Here is a 20,045-nt window from a genome sequence, read left to right as displayed (position 1 = left end):
TCAATGATCAAACCGTGAACAGCCACCAACTTATTTCCATATTGAAAGTGAGCAACAATCTTCAAAAAGAGGACATTGCCCATTTGATCAAATTACATGAAAGCTTCCCGTTTTTTCAGGTTCCAAAAGTATTGCTTGCCAAATATGAGCTTGAAAAGTCCGGGGGAAAATCCTTAGAATTACTCCATTGGGCGTCGGTCACAAGTCCGGACAGGAATTGGCTCAAACTGATGATTGAATCAGATACGCCATTTCGTTTTTTGGGGAATAAGATTGAAGAAAACATGGAGGCTATCTCCAGTGCAAAGCCAACAAAGCAAAAATCCATCGTATTGGAGGATTTTGAGAAATCCTTGATTCCAGAACCTTCAAAAGAGACCGATCCTGAAATCCGGGCCAAAATTCTTAAAAAACTTGAAGAGAATCTCAATAGTAGGAAGGAAAATGTAGTTACTTCCACAAAACAGGAAACGGAATTACCCACAAAAACTAAAAAAAGAAGACCTAATGATGATTTGATAGAAAACATCAGAAAAAGGGAGAAAAAGGAAATCATAGATGAAAAGAAAAGGGAACAAATAGACTTGATCAAAGCTTTCAGCAAAAAAGAAATCAAGCTGGCAACTTTGAAAGAAATGGAAGATTTTCAGAAGCAGGCAGATCTCTCCGAAAACAGCACCCATCTACATCCAACCTTACTATCAGAATCATACGCCAAACTGTTGGTAAAGCAGGGTAAAAAACAAAAAGCCAAAGAAATTTATCAAAAATTAATGGTGAAATTTCCAGATAAAAACATTTACTTTGCGGACTTAATCAAAGGCTTGGATTTATAATATCAATCATATGTTCACATTTCTTATTACATTAATTATCATTTTGGCGGTTTTATTGGTCCTTGTCATCTTGGCTCAGGATTCAAAAGGAGGTGTAGGCGCTGCATTTGGTGCAGGTGCATCTCAGATTATGGGGGTAACCAAAACCGGAAACATTCTTGAAAAATCCACTTGGGTGTTGGCGATCGCTATCTTGGCCCTCTCCCTTTCATCCTCCGCTTTTTATTCTACTATACAGCTCGGACAATCTGCCTCTCCAAACATTGAAAATGCAAGGAAACAGATCGTAAGTCCTTCATTTGGCGATTCAGAAAGTCTTTTACCGACTGAAGGTGCTGAAACGCTACCGGCAGATACCACAGAAAACTAAAAACTTTAAGCCCGCTTTTAGCGGGCTTTTTTATTCTACCATTTTTAGCAGTAATCTTTTACTGATAGGTACAAAACTCTCTTCGAGAGGAATCTGTTGCCTACTACAAATGCTATAAGTCGCCGGATTTGGAAGTTCCCTGTTGGTTTTTATAAGGTCAAGTTTGATCTGTTCATAAGTATTTAGGATAGAACTCCTTACTTTCTGGACCAATTGCATCATGACTCCTTTAAAGGTATCTACACTGTTCTGGAACAGGTTTACTTTATACTTATAGACAAAAACCTCTTTGGATTTGTCGAAAGAAAGGAAAACATACCCTTCTTTTTGGTACAAGGGAGATATACCAATTGGTTCGATTTTCATCTCGTTTTCCAAAAAATCATAAATATTCTTCCCTTCTTCGATATGGTTTTTGAGCTGAGGCAGAGAAAAAGCTACAATTTCCTCAAGCTGCTTCATCATCTCATCATCAATAATCAAAGGTTTGTAAACAAATTTAAATTCGTTACTATCGGGTCCTTGGAGCATTTTCGGGAATGCGGACCTGATCTGATCCCTGTTTTTTTCAAAACTTTTGAGTCGGCTATAATGCTGGATCAGGTCTGCGAGCGGGGGGTAAAGTTTCACCTCCTTGAACTGTCCGTCTACATGTTGCAAATACGCCAAAAGAAGGTATTTCTTGTATTCAAAGTCAATCCAACCTTCTGTAATCCAATTTTCAGATAAGTTTTTCATAACATTCAGTTTATGAAAATTTAAAAAAAACTGACATCATTAAAAAGCACATTGGAAAAATTGACAGAGAATATTTTTGGCAGACCATATTTATGACATGACAAAGGTCAAATTGACGGACTATATGTCAGTTGATGGTAGTATAACTTAATTGGCACAAGAAGTGATAATTGAGGTTTACAAGATTTTGTTTCTAACCTTTAAAATCCAATAATTATGTCAAAAGTAAACATCAAACCTCTTGCAGACAGAGTTCTGGTGGAGCCTGCTGCAGCAGAAGAAAAAACCGCATCCGGACTTTACATTCCTGATACTGCCAAGGAAAAACCTCAGAAAGGCACAGTAATCGCAGTAGGAAGCGGTAAAAAAGACGAGCCGTTGACTGTAAAAGTAGGTGATCAGGTACTTTATGGCAAATATGCCGGTACAGAACTTGCAGTTGAAGGACATGATTACCTTATCATGAGAGAGTCAGACATTTTTGCAATTCTCTAATCATCTATTTCAAACATTTTAAAGAACCTAAAACAACAAAAAAATGGCTAAAGAACTATTTTTCAATACCAACGCAAGAGACAGATTGAAAAAAGGAGTGGATGCTCTTGCTGATGCAGTAAAAGTAACCCTCGGACCAAAAGGAAGAAATGTCATCATTGACAAAAAATTCGGTGCACCGGCAATCACCAAAGATGGTGTTACTGTTGCAAAAGAAATTGAATTGTCCGAGCCGATTGAAAACATGGGAGCACAGTTGGTGAAAGAAGTAGCTTCCAAAACTGCTGACAACGCAGGTGATGGAACTACTACCGCTACTGTATTGACCCAGGCGATTTTTGGCCTTGGAATCAAAAATGTGGCTGCAGGTGCCAACCCTATGGATCTAAAAAGAGGTATCGACAAAGCAGTATCTGCTGTTGTAGCTCAATTGAAATCCAATTCTAAGGCAATTTCTACCAGCAAAGAAATCCAGCAGGTAGCTACAGTGTCTGCCAACAATGACGATGAAATCGGCAAAATGATCGCTGATGCCATGGACAAAGTTGGTAAAGATGGTGTAATCACAGTAGAGGAAGCAAAAGGAACCGAAACTGAAGTGCGCACTGTAGAAGGTATGCAGTTTGACAGAGGATACCTTTCTCCTTACTTTGTAACCAATACAGAAAAAATGGAAGTCGAATTGGACAGGCCATATATTCTAATCTATGATAAGAAAATCTCTTCAATGAAGGAATTGCTTCCTGTATTGGAGCCTGTAGCACAGTCAGGAAGACCATTATTGATCATCTCTGAAGATGTAGACGGAGAAGCTTTGGCAACTTTGGTTGTAAACAAAATCAGAGGTGCATTGAAAGTAGCAGCTGTTAAAGCTCCTGGTTTTGGGGATAGAAGAAAAGCCATGTTGGAAGACATAGCAATCCTGACAGGTGGAACTGTAATCTCTGAAGAAAGAGGTTACAAACTTGAGAATGCCACCGTTGATTATCTTGGAACAGCAGAAAAAATCAACATTGACAAAGACAATACCACTATAGTCAATGGTGCAGGTGAAAAAGCAGGCATCACAGCTAGAATCAATGAAATCAAAGCTCAGATAGAAAAAACAACTTCTGACTATGATAGAGAAAAACTTCAGGAAAGATTGGCGAAACTGTCTGGTGGTGTTGCCATCCTATACATCGGTGCTGCTACTGAGGTAGAAATGAAAGAAAAGAAAGACAGAGTTGACGATGCTTTGCATGCGACCAGAGCTGCTGTACAAGAAGGTGTGGTAGTCGGTGGCGGTGTTGCTTTGGTAAGGGCTGTGTCTGCCTTGGATAACTTGAAAGGTGAAAATGAAGATCAGGATACAGGTATCAACATCATCAGATTTGCGATCGAATCTCCATTGAGAACAATCGTTGCAAATGCAGGTGGTGAAGGTTCTGTAGTGATCAACAAAATCAAAGAAAACAAAGGTAATTTCGGTTACAATGCCAGAACAGATGTATATGAAGATCTATTCGAAGCAGGTGTAATTGATCCTACTAAAGTGACTAGATTGGCTTTGGAAAATGCCGCTTCTATAGCTGCATTGTTGTTGACTACAGAATGTGTAGTCGCTGATGTGAAAGAAGAATCTCCGGCAATGCCTCCAATGGGCGGCGGCGGAATGGGCGGTATGATGTAATTGTCCCATTATGTCAATTTAAAAGAGGAACTGTAATGGTTCCTCTTTTTTTATGGATATCCGCATAAATGCACATAACAAAGTTAACGCTAAAGATTTTCTTGGGGCTTCAGAAAATCGGTCAATCAATTACATAGCTACTTTTTTCCTAGCCAAAAAACATTTCTATATCCGAAAATCTTCGGGACAAGACAAGCCACCTAACAATAAAACTATTAAAACCATCGTTTTAACCCCTTATACGCTCACAAGGGCTAATTCGGCCTCCCAAAGTTTAGGGATCATTCCTATACACCCCAAACATAAGAATTCAGTTTTTCAGTAGAATGTTTTGGAAATTGTCGGGGACCTGCCACAATGCGGACACACATATTTTTTTTTAAAGCCGGGAAAGTTTAAGGCTTTTACAAAAATCAATTTCATTTAAATCTGTAATTTTTTAAATTAGAGAAGTATATTTGAAATAACTTAAATCACTTCCAACATTTGGAGAATCATCCATGCACAGATTTCATTCCATTATTTTAGTAGATGATGACCCTATCAACAACTTGATTAATAGAAGGTTGATTTCAAAATTAAAATTAACCCCTCAAATCGAAGAATTTTTAGAAGCAGAACGGGCTATTGAAAGAATCAGGGAAATTGATAATAAAGACAACATCCTGATATTTCTTGACATTAACATGCCCGTGATGAATGGTTGGGATTTCCTTAACCAATACATGAAAGAGTTTAAGCTTAGGGAGGATAAGATTATTGTACTTTCTAGTTCTATTGATTTTCAGGACAGACAAAAAGCAAAGGAATTTGCTTGCGTAGAAGGATTTATCGAAAAACCTCTTTCTCCCGAAAAAATCAAGAATGTTTTATGATCAAGTTGGATAAAACTTTATCAAAAGATGTAAGCATGGAACTTTTTGAATTTGGTGACAATATTTTATTAAAACACCACATCAAAAACGCGAATGAAATCAAACCATTTTTGGAGGTAAATCATAAATTTTGGCTTAACCTGTGTGGTCTCGAAAATGACCATCTCCTAAAGGAAATCAGTGAGCTCTTCGCTATCCATCCCCTTACACTTGAAGATATAAAGAACACTTCCCAACGTCCAAAATTCGAGGAATTTGATGAAAATATCTTTGTGGTGGCCAAAATGATCTATCACAAGAACAAAGCCCATGGACCGATCACTGAGCAAGTCAGCATTTTATTTGGCAAAAACTATATTATTTCCATTCAGGAAAATCCATACGACATTTTTGACCCAATCAGGACAAGGTTAGAAAACCCAGTCGGAAAAATGCGGAAAATGGGAACTGATTATTTTGCATATACCCTACTGGACGCAATTGTAGACAAGTATTTTGATTGCCTCGAAAATGCTGTGGAAAAAATAGAAACCTTGGAGGATCAAATAATTAGCCAATCCAAAAAAACCAAGTTGCCTGAAATATTTCAGCAAAGAAAAACCATACAGCAGATCAAAAGAAACGTGTGGCCTACAAGGGAGTTGTTATCAGCCTGGAAAAAGTCCGAAAGTCCATTGATAAAAAAGAAAACCAATCCATTTATCAATGATGTCTATGAACATGTCATTGAAATAATAGAGAATCTGGAGATACAAAGAGAATCAATTTCAGCATTGGTAGAATTATTCATGTCCAATCTAAGCCTCAAGCAAAATGAGGTCATGAAGACCCTTACTATCATCGCGACTATTTTTATACCATTGACTTTTATCGCAGGAGTCTACGGGATGAACTTCCAATTTATGCCTGAATTAGGCTGGAAGTATGGGTACTTATTCATTTGGATCCTATTCTTAGGATCCACCTTAGCGATGGTTTATTATTTCAAAAGAAAAAAGTGGTTCTGATTTTTTACTTTTTATTTACATAAATATTCCTTTTATTTTAATATTTTTTATTTATTTTTCTGAGGTGATCGCCCTAGAATTACAAAAAACATTCGATAAGTAATGAAGTCCGAATAATTGCATATGAAAAATGTACAATTATTTTGAGTTTCAAAAAGCTGTTTTTTTCACACCTGATTGTACATTATTTCTTCTTGAAAAATGAAAAAAAATTTATTATTTTACTTCCTTTTTTTTGCATCTCTTTCAGTGACTTTTGCCCAAATCACATGGAATGGCAGCGTAAGTTCCGATTGGAATACCGCTGCCAACTGGACACCTGCGAATATCCCCAATGCAAATAATGAAGATGCCATTATTGATGGTGCGGGTACATTCCAACCAACTCTTCCTGCCAACATCACAATCAGAGATTTGACTATGAGTGGAGGGTCACTGGACTTGGGTGGGAATGTTTTAACAATCAGGGCTAGTAATTTTTCGGGAGGTTCGATTCAAAATGGAGAGCTTCGTGCTACAAATTTCACCACAATGGCCAATATGGTGTTTAACGGGAGCATCTCGCTTGTCAAAACTGCCGGAGGAATCAATGATCTTCAAGGAAACAATACTTTCAATGGACCTACAACAATTACCAACCTCAACAATTCGAGGTTAAGGTTTGCAAATACAAATGGAGACACCTTTAATGGGGCATTGATTGTAAATAAAAATGGGACAGGCAACATTGAGATGGCTCATAATGGTTCAAACACAATAAATAGCATAACAATTAACAACACAAGTTTGGGAGGTCAATTGAATTTTGGCGCAGGAGGAGGTAGTACAACTCTTTTGACAGGTGGTTTGATGACATCGGGGTTTGTGGGGACTTTGGTAATCAATAATATGACCCAAGTGATGAACACCGCCAACAGCACCTTTTCTTTGGCAGTTTTTACTGCTTCCAACAGTACTTTTTTAGGAGATTTTCAGGTCACTACTACAGGAGCCATCACTTTTAATGGTAACAATACCTTTGCAGGAAATAATACCTTCGTGGCAGGAAATGGCATGACAATGCCAACAGGGAATAATTCCTTTAGTAATCCTGGGGGGACAACCAATTTTGCCAGAAATGCAGGTGGAAATTCAACCTGGGCAGGAGGAAATACTTTCGGAAATCTAAATTTTACAGACAATGCTCCCGGGTTTTTCTATTGGAATGGAGGCAATACATTTAATGGGGATTTGGTAATTACCAATAACACCAATTCTAATTTCAGGATGGCTTTGGTTACGGGTGATACCTATAATGGTCTTGTCACTTTCCAAAACAACGGTACAGCATTCATGGATATTTCCTACAATGGCAGCAATATTTTTGCTCAACAGGTTACCATAAACAATTCATCTCCCGGTGGAGAGGTAAGAATAGGCGAAGTGGGAGGCACTTCAGTGCTACAAACTGGAGGCTTGGTTACCACGGGGTTTGCAGTTTGCAACATTCTTGAAATCAATAATTTTACCCAATTGACCAACAGCCCCAACGGAAATTTCAATACGATAACTTTTAATTCGGCAAACAATAACTTTTTGGGCGACTTTTCTGTGACTACTTCAGGCAACATGACATTCACAAATGCCAATATTTTTGAAGGAAACAATTCTTTTATTTCAGCAGGTCAAATTACCATGATTGCAGGCGGAAATACATTCAGCTCACCCGCCAATGCAACCACTATCATCAGAAACGGTGGAGGAGGTATAACCTGGGGACCTGGAAACACCTTTGGAAATGTCACATTGACTGACAACTCAACGAGTGCCCTTACCATGCAGGGAGGTAATATTTTCAATGGCAATTCTTTGATTACCAACAATTCAAACAGTAATTTGAGGTTTGCCAATACTTTGGGCGACACTTTCAATGGTCCTGTAACCTTCCAAAACAATGGTACCGCCTACATGGACATTGCTTATAGGGGAGCAAATACTTTTGCACAAGAAGTAACTATAAACAATTCGGCTCCTGGTGGGGAGGTAAGATTCGGGGAATTGGGAGGCACTTCGATTTTACAAACTGGAGGTCTGGTTACAACAGATTTCCTAGCTTCAAACGTACTTGAAATCAACAATTTCACCCAATTGACCAACGCTCCAAACGGCACATTCAACACAGTAACCTTCACCTCAGCCAACAGTACTTTCTTAGGTGATTTTACAATAAACACAACAGGTACGGGAATCATGACATTTACCGGTTCCAACCGATTTGACGGAACCAACACTTTCAATGCCGCCGGCCAGATAGTAATGAGCGGTTCCAATTTTTTTAGTACTGTTGCCGGAAATAATTCAACATTCATCAAAGGCGCTGCATCAAATACTGACAACACATGGTTTGGTGGAAATACCTTTGGTCCCGTACATATAACCAATAATTCTGCAAATGGACACCTGAGGTTGGCAAATACCAATGGCGATAACTTTCTTGGAACAAGCACCTTCATAAATAACGGTACGGATTTTTTTGATATCGCATATAATGGAAATTCGACTTTTGCAGGACAGATTACAATAGATAACAATGCAGGTGGTCCCATGAGATTTGGCGGAGGTGCTGCCCAAACAGGAACCTCAATATTAAGTAGTGGTGCTTTGACGACTACCAACTTTAACTCAGGAATTTTAAATATTAGGAGATTTACCCAAATAAATCCTGTCGCCAATAGTACTTTTAATCCAGATACATTCGAATCACAAAACAGTAATTTCCAGGGTAACTTCACTGTGAACGCGACCACCATTACCTTTTTGGGGGGCAATTCTTTTGCAGGGGACAATTCTTTTATCTCCGCAGGTCAAATGAATATGGCCACAGGAGGGAATTTATTTAGCAATCCGGGAAATACTACAACCTTAACCCGAAATGGAGGTGCAAACGTAACATGGGGCCCGGGAAATACTTTTGGAACATTGTTTTTGACAGATAACTCCCCTAACAACCTTATTCTTCAAGGAGGTAATACTTTTGGCCCTTCAGTCATTACAAACAACAATAATAACCTTCTCCGAATGGCCAATACCCAAGGAGATAATTTCTTAAGCACGAGTACATTTATAAATAACGGCACCAATACCTTTGAAATAGCAAGGTCAGGAATCAATACTTTCGGTGACAATATCACATTAAACAACCTTAATGCGGGTGGAACAATGAATTTTGGAATCAATGGAGGAACTAGCACTTTAACAAATGGAGGCTTGCTTACCACAGACTATTCGGTTGGAAATACTTTGACAATAAATAATTTTACCCAGGTATCCTCTGATCCAAACGGTGACTTTTCGATGAATACATTTTCTGCATCAGGAAGTTCACTCAACGGAAATATTGGAATAACCACTCTTTCAGGAGCAATCACTTTACAGAACGGAAGTGTATTTGCGGGAAATGACACTTTCAACTCCGCAAGTTTGATTTCAATTCTGAACAATAGTTCATTTCCCGGAAATGACACCTTCAATGCCGCAAGTTCAATAAGCATTACAAACAACAACTTTTTTTCAGGGATCAATAACTTCACTTCAGGAACAACTCTGGCCATTTCTACAAATAATAATTTTGAGGATACCAACAATTTTTCTGCAGGTACAAGTCTGAGTGTTTCAACAGGAAATATTTTTGGAGGCAGCAGCACAAACACATTTGGAGCAGCCACCACTATACTAGTCAATACCAACAATAATATTGGAGGTGACAATATTTTTACAACAGGAACAGGAGGTATTACGATATCTACAGGAAATTCATTTCCGGATAACAACACCTTTAATTCAGGGGCAGGCATTGCAATTACAGTGGCAGGAGGTAACAGCTTCAGTACCAATCCCGGAACAGCTACGATTATGACTAGGACAGGTACAGCAAACAATGATTGGCTAGGTGGAAATACTTTTGGAGATTTTACTTTAATCAATAATGGTACAGGCAGGGTACGTATAGCAAATTCCTCAGGAGGAGACAATTTTATTGGGGATGTGACTTTTGTCAGAAATTCAAGCGGTGCTATTGAACCTGCTTATAATAGTGTCAGTACTTTTGGAGGAAATATTTCAACTGTCGGTTCAATTTCCCCCTTGACATTTGGAATAGGTAACGGAACCGTAGAAATCAACGGAAATACTACACAGGAACTTTTTGCGGATATTTCAAATGAACCGCTTATCCGTAGGCTTACAATGAACACTTCAGGTACATTGGAGTTATACATTCCTTTGACTGTTTCGGTAACTCTAACTCTTAACAATGGGATCATCAACAACAATGAAAACCTCCTCACCCTAAATTCAGGCCTCTTGGTACTGGGATCTCCCTCCAACGCTTCTCATGTCAATGGCAGGATTCGAAAAATTGGGAATACAGCTTTTACTTATCCTTTCGGAAATAATGGATTTTATGCACCTCTTACTACCTCAGCATTGGGAGGTGCTGCTACCCAACATTTTACAGGAAGGTACTTCCATGTCAACCCTGATGATGTCCCATACGACAGGGAGAGTAAGGAACCCTCTATCGGGATTGTAAACGAATGCGAATATTGGGAATTGGAAAATACCAATTCCTCCGCAACACCGGTCTTGACCATGACTTGGGCATCGGACAGAACCTGCCCTATCGACGATTTTAACGAGTTTATGGTCACCAAATGGGATGGCAGTCAATGGATAGATTTAGGACAAGATGCGCTTTCTGGCGATGCAAATTCAGGAAGTGTGCGCAATCAGACCACTGTACCTAATTTTTCCCCCGGGATATTTACCCTGTCACAATCATTCAGAATTTTACCTGTTGAGCTTCTCTCCTTTACGGCTATGATCACTGAAGATGATAAAATCAAAGTGTCTTGGTCAACCGCACAAGAAAAAAACAATGCTTTCTTTACCCTTGAGAAGTCTCTTGACGGTATCAATTGGTCTACTATAGGTTTGATCCCCGGTGCAGGAGACTCAGAGGTAATTTTATTCTACGACTTTATAGACGAAAGCCCTGTTTATGGAAGACAGTTTTACCGATTGACCCAAACAGATTTTGACGGAACCAGTGAGACCTTCAGGGTAGTGGGAGTCACTATACAGTCCAAAAATGAAAAAATCACCTTTAAAGTATATCCCAATCCTTCCAATGGATTGGTAAAAATCCTTTCTCAAAACACCAATATGGAGGAAGCAGAAATAATGGTTCTTGATTACCAGGGACAAATAGTCAGAAATATAAAAGGAATTACCGGCAGACTTGTAGAAATGGATCTCACTGACCTACCAAAAGGTCTGTACCTCCTCAAAATCAAACACAATCATTATTGGGAAACTAAAAAAGTGGTAATTAATTGAAATGGTTATCCGCATCTTTACCTGTAACCCAACATTATACTACAAGCAAGGCGAAAGGCTGAAATCGGAAATACAGGATATTTTAGTGTTTTGACAAAAATTATATAGCGTCATCATATTACGGGCATCTTTGAGTGCACACAAAATAATCAAAATCTTTTCTCATGTTTATTAATTAAATCCTGTCTCTTAGGTCAGGATTTTTTGTTTTGACAACATTCATGTGCTTTATTTTGAAAAAGCTCAACATAAAGTCTAATATTGTAACAAATTGGCAACAAACAAAAGGTTATGTTACAAAAACCCGAAATCCTCGTAATCAAAATCGGATCCAACGTCCTAACAAAAGAGGGCGGTCATCCTGATAGGGAAAGGATGGATGCTTTGGTAACTCAGATCGCCTCCTTAAAATCTGAAGGAATCAAAGTGCTGCTGGTATCATCTGGCGCTGTGGCCTTTGGTAGAGGGGAAATCAGCCTGCCAGAAAAAATAGATCCCATTTTGAAAAAACAGATTTGGGCATCAAACGGGCAGATTGACCTGATCAACACCTATAAGGGATTATTTAAAAAGCATCACCTTACCATTTCCCAGATCTTGGTGACCAAAGAGGATTTTAGGGATCGGAAGCATTATCTGAATATGAGAAATTGCCTCCTTGGACTCATCGCCCAAGGGATAGTACCGGTGATCAACGAGAATGATACAGTAGCCATCACCGAGTTGATGTTTACTGACAATGATGAATTGGCATCCCTCACAGCTGCTATGGTCAATGCGGACAGCATGATCCTTTTGACAAATGTTGACGGAATATTTGATGGAAATCCAAATGATCCCAATTCCAAACTGATCAGCATAATTGGAAATAAAATGCCAGACCTAGGCGCAGTCATAAGTCCTTTGAAGTCTTCCTTTGGGCGTGGGGGAATGCTTACCAAAACCAATATGGCCAAAAAAGCAGCAGAATTGGGGATTCAGGTCTGGATTGCAAATGGAAAAAAGGAAAATATTTTGACAGATGTAATCAATCAAAAAGCGATATCTACCTATTTTGAACCTAAGCCAAGAAAGCAAAGTCCCAAAAAGTGGTTGGCTCACGGTGACCAATATTTCAAAGGCGAGGTTGTCATCAATGAAGGCGCAAAAAATGCATTGACTTCAAACAAAATAAGCAGCCTTTTGCCTGTGGGGATGGTTATGATCAAAGGTGAATTTTCCAAAGGGGACATTATCAGAATAACTGACGAGAGTGGTACAAAGATCGGACTAGGAAAAGCAGAATACCACTCACCTCTTGCCAAAGAGAAAATAGGTCAGAAAAACCAAAAACCATTTATCCATTACGATTACTTATACCTATTCCAAAATGGCTGATTATAACATCCTCTTCAATACCGTCAAATCGGCATCCCGGAAACTGATGACTGTGGATGGAGCTGCCATTCAAAATGCATTGTCTTCTTTGGTTCAGATTAGCCTAGGTCAAATACCATTCATTTTGGCGGAAAACGCCAAAGACCTGGCACTGATGGACAGCATCGATCCAAAATACGACAGATTAAAGCTCACTGAAGAAAGGATTAAAGCCATTTGCGAAGAATTGACTCAGGTCAAAAATCTCACTTCTCCACTCGACAGAATCATAGAAGAAAAAACCTTGCCCAACAGGTTGAGCCTCAAAAAAATCACCGTCCCTCTCGGGGTGTTGGGGGTGATCTATGAAGCAAGGCCCAATGTGACTTTCGATGTTTTTGCGCTTGCACTCAAATCCGGAAACGGACTGATCCTAAAAGGAGGATCAGATGCTGACCATTCCAATCGGGCAATCATGTCCCTTATCCATCGTGCATTGGCGGAAAACGGCTTACCAAAAGAAGCATATCAATTGCTCCCTCCAGACAGAGCGGCTACCAAAGCCCTACTCGAGGCCGTAAATTATGTGGATGTCATTATCCCGAGAGGAAGCCAGGGATTGATTGATTTTGTTAGGGAAAATTCCAAAGTTCCTGTTATTGAAACCGGTGCGGGGATAGTCCATACTTTTTTTGATCAATCGGCAGATCTTGAAAAAGGAAAGGCTATCATATTCAATTCCAAAACAAGACGCCCAAGTGTCTGCAACAGCTTGGATTGCCTGATTATACACCAAAACCGGTTAGATGATTTGCTGGAATTGGTAAAAAACCTCCTAGAAAAAGGGGTTACGATTTTCGCCGATGAAGCTTCATTCCCCTTTATCTATGGTCATCCTTTGGTAGAAAAAGCCCATAAGGACCATTTTGGAACTGAGTTTTTATCTTTGAGAATGTCTGTCAAAACCGTTTCAAATCTAGAAGAAGCCATAGACCATATCGCACAATATAGCTCCAAGCATAGCGAAGCCATTATTTCAGAAAACTCAACCAATATAGACGTATTCCTCAAGTCCGTCGATGCTGCAGCAGTCTATGCCAATGCCTCTACAGCATTTACAGATGGAAACCAGTTTGGACTTGGGGCAGAAATCGGTATAAGCACCCAAAAACTTCATGCCAGAGGACCAATGGCACTCAATGAACTGACCAGCTACAAGTGGCTCATCATAGGCGATGGACAGATTAGAGATTAGCACCTCAAAAATTAAGTCCTAGGCAATCATTCAAAAAGCATATCCGACAGAAGCCTGCGGCCAAAATGGCCTGAATTCCCTTTCCTTAAACATAGGTGTGATGCCAGCCCTGAATAAAAACCCTCCTGCAACAGGCTGGTATCGGTAGCCCAAACTCAACGAGGCGGACCATCCCTCCCACTTTGCAATTTCAGGGCTTTCGCTTACACCAGTCCCATTTTTGTAGTCAGCGACAAGATAATTGGCCCCAGCTCCTATTTCAAAATAATGCCCTTCTTTTCCCAAAAGGTAATTGACTAAAAAAGGAAATGAGGAATAGTGGTCTCCGGCAACAGCGATGTATCCAAAGCCTACTTTCCCGCCTAATCCATCTGATTTTTTGGAAAATCGAGTGTCATAATTCACAGAATAAAAAATACCATTTCCGAAAAATTCCAAATAAATACCGTGATTACTTCCCTCTGTATCCACCTGTGAAAAAGAACTTATTGAAAGAAAGTTGGATAAAAAGAAAATTGCAACAGTCAGAAATTTTTTCATCTCATTAGGATCAAGGATAAATCACAAATAAAGTCAAGTCTTTGCCTAAAGTTACCAATTTTTTGACCGGGATTAGACCAAAGCGTATTTTACCAATTCTTCTAGTGAAATGTAATCTAAAGTTTTTTCATGTGTAGCCTCCAAAATTACAAATGGCGCAACACCTGCCTTATAGGCTTCCATCCATCTGCCCGCACAAAGACACCATTTATCTCCAGTTTTTAGGCCTGGAAAAGCATATTCAGGCCTTGGCGTCATAAGGTCGTTCCCTTTTTTGTAGCTGAAAATCAAAAATTCTTCTGTCATCACCGCACAGACTGTATGTGTACCATGGTCATCGGCACCGGTTTCACAGCAGCCATTTCTATAATATCCAGTTTTAGGTTGATTGCTGCAAACTGCCAAAGACTGTCCGAAAACGTTATTTGCCATATTTATTGTTTTTTGTGAGAATATAAGCCCAATAAATCAAAATAGGATGAATCACTAAAAGTCTTATCCAAGCCACCCATTTGGGTACACAAAGTCCGTCTTCCACGCAACTCCCAATTTGAATGAAATATACATGAGAGGGGATAAAAAAAATCAAAAGCAACACAATTCCCCAAGCTGCTGTTGTGGAGAACCTTTCCCACAAAATGCCCATTCCAAGGATAATCTCTACAATTCCAGAACCCGTATTGATTAAAACCGGAAAGGGTAAATAATCCGGAATTAATGGATAATAAAAACCGGGATTCCAAAAATGATTGAATCCTGCAATCAAAAAGAATACTCCCAAAATATATTTTAACAAAATTTTGATCATACTTATTGGGTCAAACAAAAGAAAAACAAACTTAAATTACTTAAAATCCGAAGCAATGAATTAACAATAAATTTAACCTTTGGTCAAGAAAATTAATTGATAACAATTAGCTAATCCTTAATTTACTTTTTAGAATTTTAATAAGTTTAATTTCCAACCTCTATTCATAAAACTAAAATCCAATACATCAAGATGAAAAGACGCGATTTCTTCAAAAACGGCATATTCACCACACTCGGAATCGGAGCACTATCTGCATTCCCTGCCATGGCCATTTCTTCCAAAAGCAAATTGGGACAGGCCAAAAATATCATTTTTTTGGTCAGTGATGGCATGAGTTCAGGCACACTCAATATGGCGGATATCCTTTTGAAAAACAAGGAAGGGAGATCTTCCAATTGGATTGAACTTTATGAGAAAAACATGGTCAAAAGAGCCTTGATGGACACAGCCTCTGCCAATTCATTCATCACCGATTCTGCTGCTGCCGGTTCTGCTTGGGGTGGCGGCATGCGTGTCAAAAACGGAGCACTCAATATTGGGCCAAATGGAGAAAGGCCTGTCCCTATACTTCAGAAATTCAAATCTATGGGGAAATCAGTAGGCTGTGTGACCACAGTTCAGATTACTCATGCTACACCGGCATCTTTTTGTGTCAACAATGGCAGCCGAAATGCAATGCCTGAAATAGCCGAAGAATACCTTAAATTAAGATTTGATGTAATGATGGGTGGTGGTGCTGAGTTTTTTTCAGCTGAAGGAAGACAAGACAAAAGGGACCTGTTTGATGCTTACAAACAGACCGGCTTTGAAGTAGCACGAAACAAAAGCGAGATGTTACAGGCTGACGGAAGCAAACCTATCATGGCAGTTTTTACCAATGACGGATTGCCTTACGCAGTGGATAGAGAAAACAATGAAAAGCTAAAAAATGAAATTCCCTCACTTGCCGAAATGACCCATAAAGCCATTGAGGTTTTGAGCAAAAACCAAAAAGGATTCGTCATGCAAGTCGAAGCCGGAAAAGTCGATTGGGCTGCCCACGGCAATGACGCTGCCGCCCTCCTCTACGATCAGGTTGATTTTGACAATGCTGTGGCCGTGGCCATAGACTTTGCGATAAAAGACAAAGAAACGCTCGTTATCATTACCACCGACCATGGAAACAGCAATCCGGGACTCTTTTACAGTAATCAGGCCAACAGAAATTTTGAAAAACTTTTTGAAACCAAAGCTTCCAATGAATGGATCTTGAATCAGATTAAACCTGAAACAACTCCTGCACAGGTAATCGATCTGATAGTAAGCCATCAGAAAATCACATTAAAGGCAGAAGAAGCTGAAACCATTCTAAAAAGTTATCAACGAGGAGCAGATGGGATGTACAATCCGCGCAATCTTCCATTCATGCCCTTGGCATCCATGCAAGTACCACATACTTCGATCCAATGGGCAGGTAGCAACCATTCTGCAGATTATGTGGAGTTGGCAATGTTCGGACCCGGATCCGAGAATTTGGGTGGATTTGTCAAAAATCATGAAATACACAACTTCATGTTACAGGCATGTGGTGCCGAGCAATCATTATTTGTTTAAATCAAAAAAGCCATCCTGTTGTCAACATCAGGATGGCTTTCCTTATTGAATTTATTTTAGACTTTGGAAGAATTTGGGTCAAATTTCAATTTCCCAACTCCATAAAGATATAGAACCTTGGAGTATCTCAGCATTACGGGAAGTAAAATCAAGTTGGTAACGACCACAGTCACTCCATAAACCCACATTTCGGGGTCATCAAAGGCATAATTCAACACAATCAAGACATTGATAACCAATGCCACCGAGAAAGCGTAACTGATATACATGGCGCCATAAAAAAAATCAGGCTCCGGTGTCAATACCGCTTCACATTGTGGGCATTTGTGGTGCACGTCGGTTAATTTATTGTAACTAAATAATGACGTTGGAAAAATATTCCCTTCTCTGCATCTTGGACATTTTCCCTGAAGAATAGCTGATCCGAGACTTTTTTCTTTCATAATCAATGTGCTTAACAGGTGCGAAGATAGCCAAAAACAGGGTAAATCCGGTGACCAAAATCACGTTGAGAATTTATAAAAGTCAATTAAAAATGAATACATACGCCATTTCTTTTAAATTTGTGACATGTTTGGAAGATTGAGGAAAAAAGCGATCATAAAATATATTACATATATTTTGTTGGTAAACTTTATCAACCTGACAGCTAATTTTTATCAGGTTTCTTCTCTTGACAATACGCTGTTGAAGAATGAAGATCCCTACGATTCTCTTTCCGAATTGGTCCTCGAATATTTTTTGGAAATGGATGAAGACACAGTTCCGGACACTGAATTACCGGAAGAAAAAAGAAAAATGCTGGATATCAAAACTATTATCGGGCTAGATACTTTTGAGTTTGAAATACGGGAGACGCTTTGCATTATTTCAGTCAGCAGATTTTATCATGACATTTATAAAAACATAGCTTTAGGGAAAATATCCCCTCCGCCCAAATTTCGATTTTTTTGATCCAATCCTTCATTTAATTCCCTTTTAAATTCCATCTACAGGTTTTTAAAAAGGCGCTATTCTTTACAAAAAATCATAAAATTTTAAAATGAAAAAAATATATTTCATTGTGGCATTCCTATGTTGGGCTGTCCAATATTCCTATTCGCAGGAATCAAAATCAGATAGTGTAAAGCTGGAAAGGTCAATCCGAGATAGTTTGTATTTGGCAGAAACTGAACAGGCCAAGCCTTCCGAAAAAGCAAAAGTCCTCCATGCCGAACCTTTGTATATAGACTTGATCCGTGACCTTGGCGCAAGAAAAGGCGAAAAGGAATGGAACATCGGGATGGGAATGACGGACAAAAGAGGCTTTGACGAATTTGAGACTTTGATAGAATACGAATGGGCCCCGATAGACAGACTTGGGCTTGAAGTGGAACTACCCCTTACAATATATTCAGGTAGGGGTCAGCTTCCAACCACATTAGAGCGCCCTTCAAATAGGTTGGAATCTCTGAAAGTGGCCGGGCAGTGGTCTTTCCTTGTATCGGAAAAAGCCAAAACATCTCTTGCATTGGGTTATATCCATGAATTTGAATTGGCCGATCTCAATCAATGGGGTAATGAAAGGCTATATAGAGGGAATGTTTTCAATCCATTTTTAGTAGCAGCCAAAAGATGGGGAAGAAACTTCCATACCTTAGTCTATACCGGACCAAAGATCATTAGAGAATTTGACCAAGCTACAGAAACAGTTTTCGATATCAATACCAGTATCCACTATATGATTTCAGGGACAAGAAATTTTCTTGGTCTTGAAGTCAATAAAGAAATTCAGGATGGTAAGTTTTCTGCTGTACTCCGCCCACAAATGCGTATTGGAGTTGCTGATAATTTATTGATAGGAATAGTATCAGGAATTCCTATCAACAGGGAAACCCAAGGCTTAAGCTCATTTTTACGAATTATTTATGAGCCTGGTCACAGACCTCATCATTAAAAAAAAGAGCCTTTGGGATTCCCCAAAGGCTCTTTTTTTTATTCTTCCATCCAATCGTCAAGTTCATAATCTTTGCCTTTGCCCCACCTCAGCAATTCTTCAATTGTATAAATCTCCGTGGTATCCAAGTCCTTGACTTTGAAATTATCTCCTGACAACCTTGCTAAAATTTCCAGTTTCCTCTTTTCCCCCATATTTGAAAAAGAGTAAACTCTTCCAACCCTAAGATTATCCAATGCAATGGCCATACTTTTTATTCAATTTGAAGATTAGTGATTTTTTTGATCGGTCCTGGACATTTACTTTCATGGCAGGCAATACAATAACTGTATAAAATCTTATAATTGGCCAAAAGCAATTCGGGAGGGCTGTTTTCCAAAACCCTGAGTGACTCCATGTAGCCCTTCGCCATAAGGTCAAAAGACATGTCTTTCACTTTTGGATCGGTAGGCCGGGCAGTTAAAATCCCATTATGCTTTTTGAGGTAGTTTTTGATGGCCTTACCCGTTTCTACTGATACCTTCATTTCTTCCATATCAAGGTACATTTCCCTCATCAAGATTGTCAAAGGAGCTTCTTGATTAGGTGGCAAAATAGGTTCAGCTTTTTGTTGTTCCTTTTCACTGCAAGAAAAAACAGAAATTCCAAAAAGGATGAAAAAGAAGTGGTATTTAAGCATTTTCCTTGATAATGACTCCGACTGCCTCGAATGCATATTCTTGTTTTGATTCAGTTATTTTTTCGATTTCCTCTTTTGATTTACCTGCATCTTCTGCATAGTGTCTCAACGTCTCCACTTCTGTGACTTTTTTGGTTGCAACACCCTCAATGATAACCGGATATCCGCTTGAATTTAATGGGACAAAAAAACCATAATCCTTGAAAGTGACACGCATGCTTTGAGCATTTGGTAAGTCAATAGTCATCCAACAACCTTTTTTGGAGCAGACTTCTTTGATTTCACCGACAACTTTTCCCGAAAATTCATCTTTACTTTCAAGTTCAGCTACTAACTCTGATAAAGTGACCACGCCGGAGTCATTGATATCAGCACCAAATTTACCTGCTGCAGTTTCTGAATTCACCTCTTCAGCAGATGAGTCAGAGACTTCTGTGTGTTTTGGCTGGCATGAAAAACCTACCAAAGCGATCATCAGGGAATAAATCAATGTCTTTTTCATAGTG

General features: G+C 39.1%; 19 protein-coding genes. 12 read left to right on the top strand and 7 right to left on the bottom strand.

Annotated elements, in window-relative coordinates:
• The first annotated feature begins 14 nt into the window (after positions 1-14).
• Both MMU07_RS06630 and secG read left to right on the top strand, forming a co-directional pair.
• Positions 15-836 carry a hypothetical protein gene (locus MMU07_RS06630; protein ID WP_241125067.1) on the top strand — a complete coding sequence of 274 codons (822 nt, stop codon included), beginning with the start codon at positions 15-17 and terminating at the stop codon, positions 834-836.
• A 10-nt stretch (positions 837-846) separates the two neighbouring features.
• The gene (gene secG, locus MMU07_RS06625) at positions 847-1,206 is read left to right on the top strand and encodes a preprotein translocase subunit SecG (protein ID WP_241125066.1); all 360 of its coding nucleotides are present in this window, start codon (positions 847-849) and stop codon (positions 1,204-1,206) included.
• Positions 1,207-1,236: 30 nt separating this feature from the next.
• On the opposite strand, the gene MMU07_RS06620 is transcribed toward secG, so the two are convergent.
• Positions 1,237-1,944, bottom strand: coding sequence for a hypothetical protein (locus tag MMU07_RS06620; protein ID WP_241125065.1), 708 nt, complete (start codon positions 1,942-1,944; stop codon positions 1,237-1,239).
• A 216-nt stretch (positions 1,945-2,160) separates the two neighbouring features.
• Between MMU07_RS06620 and MMU07_RS06615 the strand changes: the two genes are divergently transcribed.
• The 7 genes from MMU07_RS06615 (at position 2,161) to MMU07_RS06585 (ending at position 13,980) form a co-directional block, all read left to right on the top strand.
• The gene (locus MMU07_RS06615; protein ID WP_241125064.1) at positions 2,161-2,439 is read left to right on the top strand and encodes a co-chaperone GroES; all 279 of its coding nucleotides are present in this window, start codon (positions 2,161-2,163) and stop codon (positions 2,437-2,439) included.
• Between the two features lie 43 nt (positions 2,440-2,482).
• Positions 2,483-4,111, top strand: coding sequence for a chaperonin GroEL (gene groL / locus MMU07_RS06610; RefSeq protein WP_241125063.1), 1,629 nt, complete (start codon positions 2,483-2,485; stop codon positions 4,109-4,111).
• Between the two features lie 500 nt (positions 4,112-4,611).
• A complete protein-coding gene (locus tag MMU07_RS06605) occupies positions 4,612-4,986 on the top strand; it encodes a response regulator (RefSeq protein ID WP_241125062.1) in 375 nt (124 codons plus the stop codon).
• Positions 4,987-5,021: 35 nt separating this feature from the next.
• Positions 5,022-5,993: a magnesium/cobalt transporter CorA gene (corA, locus tag MMU07_RS06600; protein WP_241125061.1), complete on the top strand. Its 972-nt coding sequence runs from the start codon at positions 5,022-5,024 to the stop codon at positions 5,991-5,993.
• Positions 5,994-6,194: 201 nt separating this feature from the next.
• The gene (locus MMU07_RS06595; protein WP_241125060.1) at positions 6,195-11,369 is read left to right on the top strand and encodes a T9SS type A sorting domain-containing protein; all 5,175 of its coding nucleotides are present in this window, start codon (positions 6,195-6,197) and stop codon (positions 11,367-11,369) included.
• Positions 11,370-11,660: 291 nt separating this feature from the next.
• On the top strand, positions 11,661-12,746 hold the full coding sequence (gene proB, locus MMU07_RS06590; protein WP_241125059.1) for a glutamate 5-kinase: 1,086 nt from the start codon (positions 11,661-11,663) through the stop codon (positions 12,744-12,746).
• Positions 12,739-13,980: a glutamate-5-semialdehyde dehydrogenase gene (locus tag MMU07_RS06585; protein ID WP_241125058.1), complete on the top strand. Its 1,242-nt coding sequence runs from the start codon at positions 12,739-12,741 to the stop codon at positions 13,978-13,980. The genes proB and MMU07_RS06585 overlap by 8 nt, the downstream gene beginning before the upstream one ends.
• Positions 13,981-14,010: 30 nt before the next feature.
• On the opposite strand, the gene MMU07_RS06580 is transcribed toward MMU07_RS06585, so the two are convergent.
• Together MMU07_RS06580 and MMU07_RS06575 are read right to left on the bottom strand one after the other, a co-directional pair.
• Positions 14,011-14,520, bottom strand: coding sequence for a hypothetical protein (locus tag MMU07_RS06580; protein ID WP_241125057.1), 510 nt, complete (start codon positions 14,518-14,520; stop codon positions 14,011-14,013).
• Between the two features lie 72 nt (positions 14,521-14,592).
• A complete protein-coding gene (locus MMU07_RS06575; protein WP_241125056.1) occupies positions 14,593-14,952 on the bottom strand; it encodes a DUF2237 family protein in 360 nt (119 codons plus the stop codon).
• Between the two features lie 568 nt (positions 14,953-15,520).
• Between MMU07_RS06575 and MMU07_RS06570 the strand changes: the two genes are divergently transcribed.
• Positions 15,521-16,924, top strand: coding sequence for an alkaline phosphatase (locus MMU07_RS06570; protein WP_241125055.1), 1,404 nt, complete (start codon positions 15,521-15,523; stop codon positions 16,922-16,924).
• A 56-nt stretch (positions 16,925-16,980) separates the two neighbouring features.
• Here MMU07_RS06570 and MMU07_RS06565 read toward each other — a convergent pair whose 3' ends face one another.
• Entirely contained in the window at positions 16,981-17,367 is a 387-nt protein-coding gene (locus MMU07_RS06565; protein ID WP_241125054.1) for a DUF983 domain-containing protein, read from the bottom strand.
• Positions 17,368-17,494: 127 nt separating this feature from the next.
• On the opposite strand from MMU07_RS06565, the gene MMU07_RS06560 reads away from it, so the two are divergent.
• On the top strand, positions 17,495-17,878 hold the full coding sequence (locus MMU07_RS06560; protein ID WP_241125053.1) for a hypothetical protein: 384 nt from the start codon (positions 17,495-17,497) through the stop codon (positions 17,876-17,878).
• Between the two features lie 88 nt (positions 17,879-17,966).
• Positions 17,967-18,860, top strand: a complete 894-nt coding sequence (locus MMU07_RS06555; protein ID WP_241125052.1) for an HAEPLYID family protein — start codon at positions 17,967-17,969, stop codon at positions 18,858-18,860.
• 38 nt (positions 18,861-18,898) lie between these two features.
• Here the strand turns inward: MMU07_RS06555 and MMU07_RS06550 are convergent, their stop codons facing one another.
• Genes MMU07_RS06550 through MMU07_RS06540 form a run of 3 tightly spaced genes read right to left on the bottom strand, consistent with a single transcriptional unit; the run spans position 18,899 to position 20,041 of the window.
• The gene (locus tag MMU07_RS06550; RefSeq protein ID WP_241125051.1) at positions 18,899-19,108 is read right to left on the bottom strand and encodes a hypothetical protein; all 210 of its coding nucleotides are present in this window, start codon (positions 19,106-19,108) and stop codon (positions 18,899-18,901) included.
• A 5-nt stretch (positions 19,109-19,113) separates the two neighbouring features.
• The gene (locus MMU07_RS06545; protein WP_241125050.1) at positions 19,114-19,539 is read right to left on the bottom strand and encodes a hypothetical protein; all 426 of its coding nucleotides are present in this window, start codon (positions 19,537-19,539) and stop codon (positions 19,114-19,116) included.
• Entirely contained in the window at positions 19,532-20,041 is a 510-nt protein-coding gene (locus MMU07_RS06540; RefSeq protein WP_241125049.1) for a DUF4920 domain-containing protein, read from the bottom strand. The genes MMU07_RS06545 and MMU07_RS06540 overlap by 8 nt, the downstream gene beginning before the upstream one ends.
• Positions 20,042-20,045: the final 4 nt, after the last annotated feature.

It is taken from the genome of Cognataquiflexum nitidum (assembly GCF_022538055.1).
Classification (GTDB): domain Bacteria; phylum Bacteroidota; class Bacteroidia; order Cytophagales; family Cyclobacteriaceae; genus Cognataquiflexum; species Cognataquiflexum nitidum.
The sequence above is the reverse complement of the archived record's forward strand: the minus strand, read 5'-3'. Positions and strand labels throughout refer to the sequence as shown.